The sequence below is a fragment of the Bacillus sp. EB V-12 genome (assembly GCF_056158125.1).
In genome coordinates this window covers 1-15,019 of record NZ_JBUXJL010000024.1, presented here as the reverse complement: position 1 = coordinate 15,019, position 15,019 = coordinate 1, and the positions used below count along the sequence as shown (strand labels likewise).

The following is a 15,019-nucleotide window of genomic DNA, read 5'->3' as shown; positions in this document are numbered from 1 at the left end:
ATGTGGCGTTTTATTTTAAGTAGATTATTTATCATCTTTTTAGCACTATTTTTCCTCAGTATTTTTTTGTTTGCATTAGTTCGTATAATTCCGGGTTCGCCTGAAATGGTCATACTATTAAAACGAGGGGGGCATATAGATACACAAAAATTGAATGCAATAAATGAAGAACTTGGTCTCAATCTATCTTTATTGAACCAATATGTAGCCTGGGCTAATAATATTGTGAATTTAGATTTTGGCGTTTCCTATCAATCAAATCTGCCCGTCCTAAAAGAGATATTTTCAAGAATAGGTAATACATTTGTATTAATTGCTTGTTCGTTAACTGTTTCATCGTTCACTGGGATTATTATAGCATTTTATGCAGCCATTTATAATAGTAGTAGATTGGATAGATGGATTAGTACTATATCTATTATTCTATCATCAATACCAAGTTACTTAATTGGGCTTTTGTTAGTTTTATTATTTTCTATACATTTGAAGATTACTCCTGTATACGGAAACAATACGTGGGTACATTTTATTTTGCCTGTTTTGACCGCCTGTATACCCCTTAGTGCAATCTCTGTTCCATTATACCGTCGAATAATAGGTGACATAATGGAAAGTGTATATTTCGAAGCAGCTAAAGCACTTGGTTTAAAAAATCTTGTTTTATACGGGAAAATACTTTTCCTCCCCTGTATCCATGGATTTTTAACAGTTATAGCCTCCCATATTGGTAGCTTATGGGGAGGAATCATCGTAATTGAAACCATTTATTCTTGGCCAGGTTTAGGTAATTATATTATTCACGCAGTTTCTGCTAGGGATTATCCAGTTATCATTGGATTTACATTAATAATGTCTTTTTTTACAATGTTTATTTATTTGTTAATTGATTTGCTATTAAGGCACGTAGATCCACGTCAAAATTTTGAAAAGGGGAAAACAATATGGTAAAAAGGACAACATGGTTTCTCCCAACAATTTGTATTATTTTATTGATTATTGCAATAATCCTCGGAATTCTATTTACTCCATATGATCCATATAGAGTAAGTGCAACAGAGAAACTACAATCACCAAATTTAATCCACTGGTTTGGCACGGATCATTTAGGAAGAGATATATTAACCAGACTTGTTTACGGAGCACCATATACTTTGCTTTTCCCTGTTGCTGTGTTAGTTATGTCTTCAATCTTTGGAACAATTTTTGGTCTCATTAGTAGTTATTTTGGTAAAAAAACAGATGCTATAATGACTGCTATTATGGATTCTTTTAGCTCTATACCGAATTTAATTTTAGCTATTGCTATTACTGGACTTCTAGGCCCAGGGTTTGTTAATACGTTACTGGCAGTTATGTTATCTTGGTGGGTTCAATATGCAAGGGTTGTACGCAATATGTCAATTGTCATACGAAGTCAACCTTTTATTCTGGCTGCACAGTTGAGTGGAACGTTTGGAATCAAGTTGATTTATCGTCACCTATTACCAAACACATTACCTATTATTCGTGAACTATTTTTTTTAGATATGGGAACTATTATTCTTATGATATCTAGCCTATCTTTTCTGGGGTTAGGAGCACAACCACCACTACCAGAATGGGGTGGGATGATACTTGACGGAAAAAGCTATTTTCAAATTGCACCATGGATCACTTTGATTCCTGCTACCTTCATTACCATCTTTGTCATGTTATTTTATTTTATTGGAAAGGGGCTAAAGTCTAGTGACTGACAAAATATTACTTGATGTACAACAGCTTTCCATCAAGTTGAAAGAAAATATACTTGTAAAAAACATTTCTTTTAATATTTGTAAAGAAGAAATCTTTTGCTTAGTTGGCGAATCAGGGAGCGGAAAATCCATTACTGCTCGTGCAATAATGGGATTATTAGATAAAAGAAAAATAAAAATAGAAGGTACTGTATTATTTGAAAATGTAAAAGGTAATTTAACTACGCTTCCTGAAACGAAATGGCAGAAAATTCGTGGGAACGAAATGGCACTAATTTATCAACATCCTACCCTAGCACTTCATCCATATTTAAAGATTGGTAGCCAAATGATAAAGGTGCTCAAGAACATAAAAAGGATAGGAAAAAAAGAAGCGGAAAATGAGATATTACAACATTTATTAGAAATGAATTTTTCTAATCCTAAAAACATTGCAGATTCATATCCCTCTCAATTGAGCGGTGGGATGAATCAACGAGTAATGATGTGCATGGTCATGTTAATGCAACCTCGTTTATTAATTGCAGATGAACCAACTACCGCCTTAGATACAATTAATCAACAAAAAATTATTCGTAAACTATTAGAGTTAAAAGAAAAATATAAAATGTCTATTTTATTTATTACACACGATTTACGACTAGTGAATCAAATCGCAGATAAAGTGGCAGTGATGAGGAATGGTGAAATACTTGAAGTAGGAACACTCGCTACCATTAAAGCAAAACCAAAACATCGTTATACACAAGATTTATGGGAAAAGGTTCCCGATTTTTTGAACAGTAAAGGGGCGTCTTGATGTTATTAGAAGTTAAAAATATTTCCGCAATAATTCAACATTCAGGAAAAAAAGTAATTGATAATGTTTCCTTCTTACTTGAAAAAGGCCAAAAGTTAGGAATTGTAGGAGAGTCTGGAGGTGGAAAAAGTACATTGGTAAGAATTTTGGCAGGATTCCATCCCTATACAAGTGGTACAGTACGATTACAAAATCAAATAATTAATGCAACAATTTATGATAGAAAATGGATATGCAAAAAGTTACAAATGATTTTTCAAGAACCAATTTCTTCAATAGATCCCAACCAAACTATTAAACAGGTTTTAGAAGAACCACTACTTAACTTTACTTCTCTTAATAGCAAAGAACGTAAACAACAGATCTTAGATATATTAGAAAAAGTAGATTTGCAACCTGACATTTTAATTAGAAACAGTAATTCATTAAGTGGTGGACAAGCACAAAGAATCTGTATTGCACGTTCATTGTTGGCTAATCCAGACATTCTAGTATGTGATGAACCAGTTACCAGTCTGGATATGACAACACAGTTGAAAATTTTACAATTATTAAAGAGGATAGGGCAAGAACAACAACTATCAATTATTTTTGTTTCACATGATATATCGCTTGTTTTAGAATTCTGCGATGAGGTACTAGTACTTAAAGATGGAAAAAACATAGATTATTTTTTAACAAAAGATTCGGAGCATAAAGACAGAAATTTGTATACAAAAAAATTAATTGAAGCAACCACAATTATTTAAAAAAATAAAACTTAATTTAATAGTCTATTAAATTAAGTTTTATGGTTTATTAGGTGCTCGTACTCTGGAATAGTATAACAATAAAAAATTTATTTAAAATAATAATTTAACAAAAAAGGATCTCCCAATTTACGCAGATTCTTTTTTTTATTGTGAAACTTATTATTACAGAAAATATTACTTCAACAATTAATTAACCTTTCTATTACTTCCTCCTTCTAAATGCGAGAGACTAATTTAAACATTTACAATAAGCTAATAATAAACACACATAAAATCTACTTAAAAAACATATTCGGAGTATATAATTAAATTAATATCGTATAAAACAAATTGATCATTATTTATGTATATTGCAAATAAAAATTCTTTTAGAAAGTGAGGTTATATTATGAATAGAATTCAAGATATTAATATTGATACTCAGATTCCCGAAGATGATATTGAACTATTAAAGGCAATGGCACACCCATTACGATTACAGATAATTAACGAATTAACTAATAAGAAAACATTAAATGTAACTCAATTAACAGAGATTTTGAATATACCACAATCCACAACATCTCAACATCTAATTAGACTAAAAAGGAACGTTCTACGTGCTGAAAGAAGGGGGTTAGAAGTGTACTACTCCATTAACAATGCAAAGGCAGATGAAATTGTAAAAATACTCAATGTTTCGAAGCTTAATTAAAACATAAGTAAAATAAGAAGTTTCTATAAAAATTTCGTTCACAATATTTTTATTCTTTCTTATTAATATTATAAAAGCTTAATTTCACTTGAGTTTTTTCTGAATATTCGGTTTAATATATTTAAAGGTTTGCATAAAAAATGAAACCCAATCGGGTTTCATTTTTTATGAATTATGCTACATGATTGTGCAACGTAGAAAAGTTGTATATGACTTCTACTTATATCAAAGCCTGTAAACTTGTTAGAAAAAATATTTTAAAGACAAACCTAGGTTATTTAGGAGTGTTTTTGAATGAAATTAATAAAATTAGAGAATGTTGAACACTAATTTAGTTTTTCGATAATTGGAGAAATAGCATCCACAGGAGTATTAGGTAGTAAAATAGGACTACTCTCAAAAGATGCAGCATAAACATTCACTGTATCACCTAGTTTAATATCTTGTAATATTTCGGATGAAACCTCAGCTGCATAAGTTATGTTGTTGCTTGAAACAACAATTGAATTCTCGGATTTTTGTATTACATTTCCTATGATTTTGTTGTATTGATTCTCTAAAATGTTTTGTTCATTTCCCTTCTGAACAATTGCATTATATGCCTCGAGAGGTAAATCCATTAAAAGAATAGGCTCCATTTCAAATGCTTTAGCATAAACATTTACAGTATCACCTATATTAATGTTTGATAGTGTCTTAGGATTAACATGAGCAAGAATAATATCGTTACCACTTGAAATTTCAATGCTGTCTTCGGATTTTTTCATCACTGTACCAGAACGTTTTTTTAGTTGCGCTAAAAGTTTTTGTTCGCTATTTTTATTTACTACAACGTTATCCAGTTGTTTGTTTTTTATTTCACGATTTAAAGTAGAATTATTTTCAACTTTTTCAACAGACTCTGCAATCATATACTCTGCAAAACTATGCATCATTGCACCAGTGGCCTTTATATACTCATTAACTTTTATATCAGGATTAAAGTTAGTTGTAGTAATACTAAAACGACTATCATTGTCAATATTCGTATTATATCCTTTTGCTTCAATATATATAGTATTTCCTGCAACTTCTACTACACGACCTTCAATGGTTGACATATTTGATTCAACAGCCGCACTTGCTTTTGTTGCCTCTAATCCTGGTAAATTTGCTCCCGCAAGTGCTGTAATCCCTAATACACCGGCTAAAATGATTTTTTTCATATCCTAGAACATCTCCATTCATGTTGTATTTAAAAACATAATTAGGTTTAGTTAATATATAATTTACTATATCACCTATCATGAAACCATTATAGTTACAATGATAATGGTTATCAACTGAAAACGAAATGCAATTTTGCATAACGATAAATTTTAGCTTCATGATCTATATTTGTCATCTGAATGAAGATAGACATTTAGCCCAAACATTGGAGGATAGTGCGATGAACCAAGATCCAATATTACAAAAAGTAATGAATATATGAGAACGTATAAGTTAAGATTCTTCTTTCCATCAAGCATATGAAGCGAGAGAAAAGGCTTTAATGGATGAGGCAACAAAGTTTGTTTATGCAGAGCAAAAAGGAAGTGAACTACCCGCCACTTAAAGTCCTAACGGACTGTTTGAAGTGGGGGCTTCTCGGTTAATCATTACTTTTGATAGCTAACGAATTTGTCCTTAGACAGCCGAGCTAACTCCCTTGTTCCAAAGGTTTTGTTATTGTAATTTATCCTAACGCTAATAGGCGTATTGCTTCATTTTTGATATTGATAGCTGCGTTATAATCTCTATCGAGATTTACACCGCATATACAAGAATAAATTCGTTCAGACAAAGTCATATTTTTATATTTCCACAATTGCTACATGTTTTGGTGGAAGGAAACCATTTGTCTATTTTCAAAAGTTGTTTTCCTTGTTCGTTTAGTTTATAAGCTAAGAAAGAAGTGAACATACCCCACCCATTATCAGCGACACTTTTTCCAAAATGAAGTGCTTGCGACATTCCTTTCATGTTTAGATCTTCAATAGCTACGACATCAAAATGAGTAGCTAACTTTTTAGACTCATGATGAAGGAAATTCTTACGTTGGTTAGCTATTTTCTCATGTAACTTAGCTACACGAATACGTTGTTTCTGCCAACGCTCAGAACCTTTATTGCGCCTTGATAATACTCGTTGTGCCTTTGCTAATCGGTCTAACATGTTACGATAGAAATTAGGATAATTGGCTTTCTCATCCTCAGAACTAACGTATAATCCATCCATCGCAAAGTCTAACCCCACAACTGTTTTTACTTCTTTTTGTACAATTTCTTTTTCATATTCAGTCAAGATGGACACATAGTATTTACCCGTAGGAGTCATAGAAATCGTACATGACTTGATTCTATAATCTTGTGGTATCTCTCTATGTTGTTTGATACGTACCATTTTCAGTTTTGGCAATTTGATATGACCATTTAGCAATATAATATTTCCGTTTACTACATTCGTTGTATAAGACTTTCTGTCTTTTTTACTTTTGAATGTTGGGAAGTCATTTTGACCACTAAAGAAATTCTTATAGGCAGTTTGCAAGTTTATTTGAGCATTTGCCAAAGCTAATGAATCCACTTCTTTTAACCACTCAAATTCTGCTTTATATTTCGCGGGAGTTGGAGGCTTTTGTTTCTTTAGTTGCTCCTTATCATCTTTGTATTTTTCGTACGCTTCTTTTCGTTCAGCTAACATTCTATTATACACAAAACGTACACAACCGAAGGTTTTATGCATAAGATATGCTTGTTCTTCTGTTGGATACAAACGGAATTTATATGCTTTATTGTGCTTTGTCATATCATTTCACCTCACTTTTCACCTTGATTTTCAATATATTTATTTACTACGTCTATTGGAGAACCGCCAGTAGTTAATAAGCAAAAACTTCTTGACCAAAACATCTCTTTCCAAAGTTTCGTTTTCACTCGTGGAAAGTCTCTCTTGATGAGTCGAGAACTTGTACTTTTATAAGCATTAATAAATTTTGTCATTTCTGTATTCGGATGAGCCTTGAACAAAATATGAACATGGTCTACATCATGATTCCACTCTACCAATGTTATGTTGTAATTCTCAGATAACCTGACAAACATGTCTTTTGCATAGTCTGATATATCATCATTGAACACATTTCTTCTGTATTTCACAACCAATACAAGGTGATAATATAGTAAGAACACTGAATGATTATTATTATCTAATTTCGTTGATATACCAACCTTTATTCTTTATAAGACTGATTCTATCAGAGGGGAAATGAAAAGCAAAGCCTTTTGGCTCCGCCAAACCGAAATTCATCTCCCACCTATCGTCGGGCTACGCCCTTCACACGCTTGAGGAAGGAGACTTCTTTCGGGAAATACGTTAAATGTAAAAAATAAGTGATGTTTTGAGTGTGTAGTTTTTTTGTGTAAGATATTGTATTAATGAATCGTTTTTTGGTTAATTTTAGGCTAATTTGGAACTTTCGTTAATCAATGAGAATAACATATAATTTTTTTGAGAAAATGTAAAAAATTGTGTATCATTTTTCTTTTTTTTTGAATTTATTATAGAGTAACAGATTTCGAATAAGGCGGTGAATAGTTTGAATCGATTTAAAAAAATTCATTTTCCTTGTGCGTTCCCGATTCCTCCTGTGGGCCCAACAGGCCCAACAGGCCCAACAGGCCCAACAGGCCCAACAGGCCCGACAGGTCCGACAGGCCCAACAGGCCCGACAGGTCCGACAGGCCCAACGGGAGCGACGGGAACAACGGGAGCGACGGGAACAACGGGAGCAACAGGCCCAACAGGAGCGACGGGAACAACGGGAGCAACAGGCCCAACGGGAGCGACGGGAACAACGGGAGCAACAGGCCCAACAGGAGCGACGGGAACAACGGGAGCAACAGGCCCAACGGGAGCGACGGGAACAACGGGAGCAACAGGCCCAACGGGAGCGACGGGAACAACGGGAGCAACAGGCCCAACGGGAGCGACGGGAACAACAGGAGCAACAGGCCCAACGGGAGCGACGGGAACAACGGGAGCAACAGGCCCAACGGGAGCGACGGGAACAACAGGAGCAACAGGCCCAACGGGAGCGACGGGAACAACAGGAGCAACAGGCCCAACGGGAGCGACGGGAACAACGGGAGCAACAGGCCCAACGGGAGCGACGGGGACAACGGGAGCAACAGGCCCAACGGGAGCGACGGGAACAACGGGAGCAACAGGAGCAACAGGAGCAACAGGAGCAACAGGAGCGACGGGAACAACGGGAGCAACAGGCCCAACCGCAGTAGGTCTGGTTTATGTGGCAAATACATCAAGTAATAATGTGTCAGTGATAAATGGAGCAACAAATACAGTAATAGCTACAATTACAGCAGGTGTAGGTCCTTCAGGAGTAGGAGTAAATATAAATACGAATCTTATTTATGTAACAAATGTAACAAGTAATAATGTGTCAGTGATAAATGGGGTAACAAATTCGGTTGTAGCTACAATTACAGTTGGTTCACTTCCCCAAGGAATAGGAGTAAATCCAAATACGAATCTTATTTATGTTGCTAATCAAGGCTCTAATAATGTGTCAGTAATAAGTGGGGCAACAAATACAGTAATAGCTACAACCTCAGTTGGAACAGTTCCTTCAGGAGTAGGAGTAAATATAAATACGAATTTTATTTATGTGACAAATACATCAAGTAATAACGTGTCAGTGATAAATGGAGCAACAAATACAGTAGTAGCTACAATTCCAGTGGGAACAAATCCTGCAGGGGTGGCGGTAAATCCAAATACGAATCTTATTTATGTTGCTAACCTCAATGCTGCAACTGTTTCAGTAATAAATGGAGCAACAAATACAGTAATAGCTACAATCCCTGTAGGTTCCGGACCTGACCAACCAGCAGTAAATCCAAATACGAATTTAATTTATGTTCCAGATCGGGATAGTAATCTTGTGTCAGTAATAAGTGGGGCAACAAATACAGTAATAGCTACAATCATAGTTGGTGCAGGTCCAATAAGTGCAGCTGTAAATCCTATAAAGAATTTAATTTATATTACGGATGGAGCTAGTGCTACTACAAATGTAATAAATGGAGCAACAAATACAGTAATAGCTACAATTCCGGTTGGTGCAAATCCTTTCGGAGTAGGAGTAAATACAAATTTATAGAATTTAAAAGGGGTACTGTAATGGTACTCCTTTTTGCTAATTTTGAGGATATCATTGGATTTTGTATTGAGGTGTAATATTTAAAAGATTAGAATGTACATTGATATTGAAAATTTACTTTTATGGATGAAAAATCAAGAAATGCAAGTGGTAAAGTTGTAGCAGAAAAGTAACAAATGAGTCGTTCACATTGAACTTCTATAAATTAAAACATACCTGCAGTTAATCTTTTACACTAATACCTCTTCTAAGTTCTATAAAATTTTGGATTGTCTTTTCTTTAAACGATAAATAATAATTGTAAAGATTATAACTAAAACCATCCCTAAAATAAGTATTGTATACTCTTCCATAATAACTCCAGCTTCATTCCAGTGCTCGCCTAATGTCATACCAATATAAATATACAATGTAGTTAATGGAAACATTGTTAAGCATGTATAAATTGAAAACTTCCATCAACCTCCTATATCAAGTTATCAAAGAACTTCATATAGCTAGTTTATCAAACGTTTTTTGGCTATGCCAAACCGAAATGCATCTCCCACCTATTGTTGGACTACGACCTTCACACGCTTGAGGAAGGAGAATTCTTTCGGGGAATACGTTACAAATTTTTTTATTTGTTCATTTCTTCATTTTGAATTATATTGGATATATTCATTTTAGCTTTTGGGAGGTAAAGATGGTTCATAGATTTTCTTCACTTGATTATGTATTATTTGACTACATTAATCAAAATGCTAACAAATATGTATTACTCGATAATGTAATGGTTGGATTATCAAAGTATTCTCCGCTTGCTTTTGTTTTAATTTTAGGTTTCTTTTTATTTTTGGGTTCTAAAAACAAAAAAATTGTTTTTCAATCCTTGTTAGCAGCTGGTTTAACTGTCGTAATTAGTAAAAGTATTCAGTTCTTTTTTTATCGAGAGCGTCCCTTTGTTTCTTACGATGTAAATCAACTGTTAGAATACACAGCTAATAGTTCATTCCCTAGTGATCATACAGCGTGTGCCTTGGTAATTGCTGTTACAATTTGGTTCTACCGAAAACAGTTTGGATTTTTGTGCATTATTGCAGCTAGTGGAGTTGCTGTATCAAGAATCTGGATTGGTGTACATTTTCCGTTCGATGTGCTAGCCGGAATTATGTTAGGTGGAATAATAGCATTCTTCGTACATTATTATGTGATGAAGATCAGACTTATTCAAAGCATATTACAGCGTTTAGTATACTAAGTAATTGAATATTACAGTTTAATATCAAAAGAGGTAGTGAATACTACCTCTTTTTTAGTTGTTAAAGAGAGAATGTGACAACTTTTCGAATAGAATAAAAATTCATGGAAAATAAAAACTATAACGTTTGACTGTACGGTTTTCTGTATGCTATTATTTATCTAATTTAAGTGAAGGGGTGGCGACCATTGGGAACCGGTATCGAATCGGAGAGGCGGCAGAGCTGGCTTAGATTTCGGAAAGAACCGTTGATTATTATGCGAATTTAGGCTTATTAGAAGCAAAGCGTTTCAATAAAATTTAATGTTACTACGATGAATCCGCAGTAAGTCGTTTAAAGTTCATTGGGAAATGCAACAATTAAATATGCAACTCAGTGAGATTAGAAAATTATAAGATAATCAACAAAATTAAATAGTATTAAACCATACACTTGCAGGATAAGTGAATAATGTGTCAGGATACCTTCAATTATTAGAAGACTCGATTGGATAATCTGGCGTAAGAGCAAAAGAAAATTTATATGAATGGATTATGCAGTCAAGCGACGACATTGATTCAAACGTTTGCTGGGTGGCTTCTTATTTCAGACCTTTTCATTAATAGGGATTGATAGTATTCTCCTTTTTGGAGTGGTAGTAGTTCAATTAATTACATTGTCCTTAGAATTTAATGAGAGAGCTCGCGTAAAACAAATAATACGTGTAAAAGGTATGATTTCAGATTAACATACACAAGCTGTAAATAGAGTACTGAGGGCTGCTAATTTAACGTATGTGCCACTACATTCATTCAAGTTCTAAACCTGGTAAAATATGTGATGATTTTCTTCGAAGGAAATGAAGAAGACTGGAAGTATATATAAATGCTATTTATAGGAGGCGGATCCCTTAGTTGGAAATATTGAATTTAGTGATGGTAGCAGTTTTAATCGGTCTTACAGCGTTTTTCGTAGCAGCAGAATTTGCGATTGTAAAAATTAGAACCTCGAAAGTTGATCAATTCGTAATAGAAGGTAGAAAGGGTGCTTTAGCAGCTAAAAAAGTAACATCGAATTTAGATGAATATTTGTCAGCCTGTCAATTAGGAATTACAATTACGGCTATGGGATTAGGCTGGTTAGGTAAACCAACCATCGAGAGGTTGTTATATCCTTTATTTGAAAGATGGGATATAAATTCTTCTCTTGCAGGTATTTTATCTTTTGTAATTGCATTTACTTTAATGACTTACCTACATGTTGTAGTGGGTGAATTGGCACCTAAAACATTCGCGATTCAAAAAGCTGAAAAAGCGACATTATTACTCTCTGCCCCACTTATTTGGTTCTATAAAATCATGTATCCGTTTATTCAAATATTGAATGGATCAGCAAGAAGGTTAAATGGGTTATTGGGTTTAAAACCAGCATCTGAACATGAAATAGCGCACTCAGAAGAAGAATTGCGCCTCATTCTTTCAGAAAGTTATGAGCGTGGTGAAATTAACCAAGCAGAGTATAAATATGTAAATAACATATTTGAATTTGATAAACGTATTGCAAAAGAAATTATGGTACCTCGTACAGAAGTTATTGGTTTACACGTAGATAATTCTTTAGAGGAACATATTAACACTATACAAAATGAAAAGTATACACGTTATCCAGTATTTGGGGAAGATAAAGACGAAATTATCGGAATGGTGAATGTAAAAGACTTTTTTATTCGCTATATACACAAGAGTTCAAAATCATTTGATACGATTCGCTCGTATACACGTCCAGTTATTCAAGTGATTGAGACAATACCGATTCACGATTTAATGTTAGAAATGCAAAAGAAACGTATTCCATTAGCCGTATTATATGATGAATATGGTGGAACAGCAGGTATTGTTACAATTGAAGATATCCTTGAAGAAATTGTAGGAGAAATCAGAGATGAATATGACGAAGATGAAAATGCTCCAATCCAACATATTAGTACAACCCATAAGATTGTAGATGGAAAAGTATTGATAATTGAATTGAACGAATTGTTAGATTTACATTTAGATGATAAAGATGTAGACACCATTGGTGGTTGGGTCTTGATGCAGAATTATCATATACAAGAAGGGCAGTCTGTTGAATCTGAAGGATATGAATTTAAAGTTATTTATAAAGATTCACATCATATTAAAAAAATAGAAATTCAAAAAGCAAAAGAGCATGAACAAAAAGATGAAATTAAGCAAACGGTAACAGAGTAGTTACCGTTTGTATTCTTTAATGATTGAACTACTCACCACTTAACGTCCTAACGGACTGTTTGAAGTGGGAGATTCCTGCGAACACCGATGTATCCACCAGTTATCTTAGCAGGCTCTACCCGTAGTCCCTACGGTGAGAACATAAGTATCTTGTACGTTGGCGCACCACACTCCCTAATTTAGCTTGGTTTTCGCAACTTCGGCAAGCATGGGGCGATAGAACGTTGAAGATTTTACGGTTGCAACGTTTTTCTGCAACCAACCTCATATCTTCAGTTTTCGAAGAGCAATCTGTACAAGTAAATGATAGCAAATATGTTGGCTTATGCCAACCGACATTCATCTCCCACCTAAAATTGGTGTTTCACACCTTCGCATTTTTGAGGAAGGAGTCTTCTGTCGGAAAACGATAAATAGTGTTGCTACAAACTAAAGTTCGATTATTTTCTATCTTGCACTTTAAAAAATATTGTTTAATTCATTAGAAATGAAGGTTAAGCAAAAAACATTGAATGGCCCCTTGTAGAAAAAATAAGGGGCCATTCAATGTTTTTTTATAAGTAGAGGTTTGAATTTATATATCTTTGTATAGTTTAGATACGTGGATCCTGCCAAAAATTTAAAGGAAAGTGATTGTTTTCATTATATGCCTCAAATTCATATCCTTTCTCCTTTAACCCTTTTATAATGGCTGGTACGGCTGCAACTGCTTGAGGGTGAATATCATGCATTAATATAACTTCTTGAGACTTCGTTGCATTAATAAGTACATTTTGAGTAATATTCACAGAAGCCGACTTTACAGGTACGTTGTTATATGTCCAATCTAGGGAGTCAATTGTCCAATCCCATACTTTAAATCCACCTTCTACTACCTTATTACGAAGCTCTTTGTTTAATCCAGGCATAGAACCATAAAGAGGTCGGGTTAATTGTGGCTTTTCTTTAATAATGCTCGCTATTAAATTTTGATTTGTTATCATTTCATTAACATATTCACTATTTGTATATAATTTTTTGAAATCATGAGTCATGCTATGCATACCCACATAATGGCCTTCTATTTTTTTTCGTTTTACTAAATCAGGGTATGCTTTTACATTCTTACCAGTTAAGAAAAAAGTTGCTTTAATATCATGTTGTTTTAATATGTCTAAAAGCTCAGTTGTATACTTTCCTGGTCCATCATCAAATGTAAGATAGGCAATTTTTCTTATTTGACCATTAAATTGGAGAGGAATGGTTTTATATATGTCTATTTGGGGTTGTTCATTTGCAAGTTGAATTGGATTCTCTCGGTTTGTTACACCTTTGGCGGTTGAATTAATTGATTGAAAAATTAAATAAATAATGAACACTAGGAAAATCGTTAGAACTGATAGTAGAATTTTGTTGATCTGAAATATATTTTTCATGATTTAAATTCCTTCCTCTTCCTAATAACAAGTTTAAAGAAAAACGACAATAGTAGCCGACGGCTACCAAAATAATTTCTTGTTTAAACTGTTTTTTCTTTTTAATATCTCATGTACCGTGCTCCTCGAATCACTTTTCTTACATTTTAATTTCGATTAGAAAATATTGCAACAGAACCCACAAATCTATAAAAAAATTATTCGAGCATATTTCTAGTTCGAATAATGGTTTTTGTTGGTAATTTTCAGAATACATTGTTATTATGTAATGTTTTCAGTATAATTAAATCACAAGTAATTTCATAGGAATAAGGAGGAATATTATTGAAGCAAACAAAAACCATTTTAATTGCATTGTTTCTCGGCCTAGTTGTTGGACTCACTTTAAATTTAACTGCTCCATCTATTTTTGAGCCATTGAATGAATATGTATTCAACCCACTTGGTCAATTGTTTATTCGACTTATTAAAATGCTAGTTGTCCCTGTTGTGTTCATTTCTATCGTACTTGGGGCTGCTGGTCTTGGAGACCCGAAACAACTTGGAAGAATTGGATTAAAATCAATTTCATTCTTTCTCGTAACAACAGCTGTTGCCATCTCTATCGGGGTTACATTTGCGCTTATTATAAAGCCGGGGGCTGGCGGTAATTTTAAAACAGAAGGGCTTAAGTATGAAGGTGCAAAAACCGAAACAACTTTCGTCGATACATTGCTAAATATCGTACCAGATAATCCAGCACAAGCGATGTCTGATGGTAACATGTTACAAATTATTATCTTTGCCGCATTGATCGGACTCGGTTTAGCTATTTTAGGAAAACGAGTTCAAGGTATTCATTCATTACTTGAACAGGGCAACGAATTAATGATGTATCTTGTTAATCTCGTTATGAAATTAGCTCCAATTGGAACATTTGGTTTGCTCGCTTCATCCGTTGGTAAAATGGGTCTA

General features: G+C 33.9%; 12 protein-coding genes and 3 pseudogenes. 10 read left to right on the top strand and 5 right to left on the bottom strand.

What is annotated here, in order from left to right:
* From ACZDYH_RS29420 to ACZDYH_RS29400, 5 genes are all read left to right on the top strand, one after another.
* The gene (locus ACZDYH_RS29420; protein WP_474887903.1) at positions 1–948 is read left to right on the top strand and encodes an ABC transporter permease; all 948 of its coding nucleotides are present in this window, start codon (positions 1–3) and stop codon (positions 946–948) included.
* Complete coding sequence (locus ACZDYH_RS29415; protein ID WP_474887901.1) at positions 942–1,733, top strand: ABC transporter permease; 792 nt, start codon at positions 942–944, stop codon at positions 1,731–1,733. The genes ACZDYH_RS29420 and ACZDYH_RS29415 overlap by 7 nt, the downstream gene beginning before the upstream one ends.
* Entirely contained in the window at positions 1,726–2,532 is an 807-nt protein-coding gene (locus ACZDYH_RS29410) for an ABC transporter ATP-binding protein (protein WP_474887899.1), read from the top strand. The genes ACZDYH_RS29415 and ACZDYH_RS29410 overlap by 8 nt, the downstream gene beginning before the upstream one ends.
* Positions 2,532–3,281, top strand: a complete 750-nt coding sequence (locus ACZDYH_RS29405) for an ABC transporter ATP-binding protein (RefSeq protein WP_474887897.1) — start codon at positions 2,532–2,534, stop codon at positions 3,279–3,281. The genes ACZDYH_RS29410 and ACZDYH_RS29405 overlap by 1 nt, the downstream gene beginning before the upstream one ends.
* A gap of 391 nt (positions 3,282–3,672) precedes the next feature.
* The gene (locus ACZDYH_RS29400) at positions 3,673–3,978 is read left to right on the top strand and encodes an ArsR/SmtB family transcription factor (RefSeq protein WP_474887895.1); all 306 of its coding nucleotides are present in this window, start codon (positions 3,673–3,675) and stop codon (positions 3,976–3,978) included.
* 326 nt (positions 3,979–4,304) lie between these two features.
* On the opposite strand, the gene ACZDYH_RS29395 is transcribed toward ACZDYH_RS29400, so the two are convergent.
* Positions 4,305–5,183 carry a hypothetical protein gene (locus ACZDYH_RS29395; RefSeq protein WP_474887893.1) on the bottom strand — a complete coding sequence of 293 codons (879 nt, stop codon included), beginning with the start codon at positions 5,181–5,183 and terminating at the stop codon, positions 4,305–4,307.
* 182 nt (positions 5,184–5,365) lie between these two features.
* Between ACZDYH_RS29395 and ACZDYH_RS29390 the strand changes: the two are divergent.
* Positions 5,366–5,557 (top strand): annotated as a pseudogene (locus tag ACZDYH_RS29390) (Rpn family recombination-promoting nuclease/putative transposase); the annotation flags it as partial.
* Positions 5,558–5,692: 135 nt separating this feature from the next.
* Here ACZDYH_RS29390 and ACZDYH_RS29385 read toward each other — a convergent pair.
* Positions 5,693–6,804 (bottom strand): annotated as a pseudogene (locus ACZDYH_RS29385) (RNA-guided endonuclease TnpB family protein).
* Positions 6,805–6,815: 11 nt separating this feature from the next.
* Entirely contained in the window at positions 6,816–7,220 is a 405-nt protein-coding gene (gene tnpA, locus ACZDYH_RS29380; protein ID WP_474887922.1) for an IS200/IS605 family transposase, read from the bottom strand.
* Between the two features lie 374 nt (positions 7,221–7,594).
* On the opposite strand from tnpA, the gene ACZDYH_RS29375 reads away from it, so the two are divergent.
* The 3 genes from ACZDYH_RS29375 to ACZDYH_RS29365 all read left to right on the top strand — a co-directional run bounded on the left by ACZDYH_RS29375 (position 7,595) and on the right by ACZDYH_RS29365 (position 12,650).
* Positions 7,595–9,178 carry a YVTN family beta-propeller repeat protein gene (locus ACZDYH_RS29375; protein WP_474887891.1) on the top strand — a complete coding sequence of 528 codons (1,584 nt, stop codon included), beginning with the start codon at positions 7,595–7,597 and terminating at the stop codon, positions 9,176–9,178.
* Between the two features lie 685 nt (positions 9,179–9,863).
* Positions 9,864–10,418 (top strand): phosphatase PAP2 family protein, encoded by a 555-nt coding sequence (locus ACZDYH_RS29370; RefSeq protein ID WP_474887889.1) that lies wholly within the window; start codon positions 9,864–9,866, stop codon positions 10,416–10,418.
* An 894-nt stretch (positions 10,419–11,312) separates the two neighbouring features.
* On the top strand, positions 11,313–12,650 hold the full coding sequence (locus tag ACZDYH_RS29365) for a hemolysin family protein (RefSeq protein ID WP_474887887.1): 1,338 nt from the start codon (positions 11,313–11,315) through the stop codon (positions 12,648–12,650).
* Between the two features lie 593 nt (positions 12,651–13,243).
* On the opposite strand, the gene ACZDYH_RS29360 is transcribed toward ACZDYH_RS29365, so the two are convergent.
* Positions 13,244–14,065, bottom strand: coding sequence for a peptidoglycan-N-acetylglucosamine deacetylase (locus ACZDYH_RS29360; protein WP_474887885.1), 822 nt, complete (start codon positions 14,063–14,065; stop codon positions 13,244–13,246).
* 31 nt (positions 14,066–14,096) lie between these two features.
* Positions 14,097–14,171: pseudogene (locus ACZDYH_RS29355) on the bottom strand (IS6 family transposase); the annotation flags it as partial.
* Positions 14,172–14,389: 218 nt separating this feature from the next.
* On the opposite strand from ACZDYH_RS29355, the gene ACZDYH_RS29350 reads away from it, so the two are divergent.
* The coding region (locus tag ACZDYH_RS29350; protein ID WP_474887883.1) for a dicarboxylate/amino acid:cation symporter at positions 14,390–15,019 on the top strand (630 nt) is incomplete at its 3' end.

Coding starts and splice junctions, on each gene's coding strand:
- ACZDYH_RS29420 (WP_474887903.1), top strand. CDS start 1: ATGTGGCGTTTTATTTTAAGTAGATTATTTATCATCTTTTTAGCACTA.
- ACZDYH_RS29415 (WP_474887901.1), top strand. CDS start 942: ATGGTAAAAAGGACAACATGGTTTCTCCCAACAATTTGTATTATTTTA.
- ACZDYH_RS29405 (WP_474887897.1), top strand. CDS start 2,532: ATGTTATTAGAAGTTAAAAATATTTCCGCAATAATTCAACATTCAGGA.
- ACZDYH_RS29400 (WP_474887895.1), top strand. CDS start 3,673: ATGAATAGAATTCAAGATATTAATATTGATACTCAGATTCCCGAAGAT.
- ACZDYH_RS29395 (WP_474887893.1), bottom strand. CDS start 5,183: ATGAAAAAAATCATTTTAGCCGGTGTATTAGGGATTACAGCACTTGCG.
- ACZDYH_RS29370 (WP_474887889.1), top strand. CDS start 9,864: ATGGTTCATAGATTTTCTTCACTTGATTATGTATTATTTGACTACATT.
- ACZDYH_RS29360 (WP_474887885.1), bottom strand. CDS start 14,065: ATGAAAAATATATTTCAGATCAACAAAATTCTACTATCAGTTCTAACG.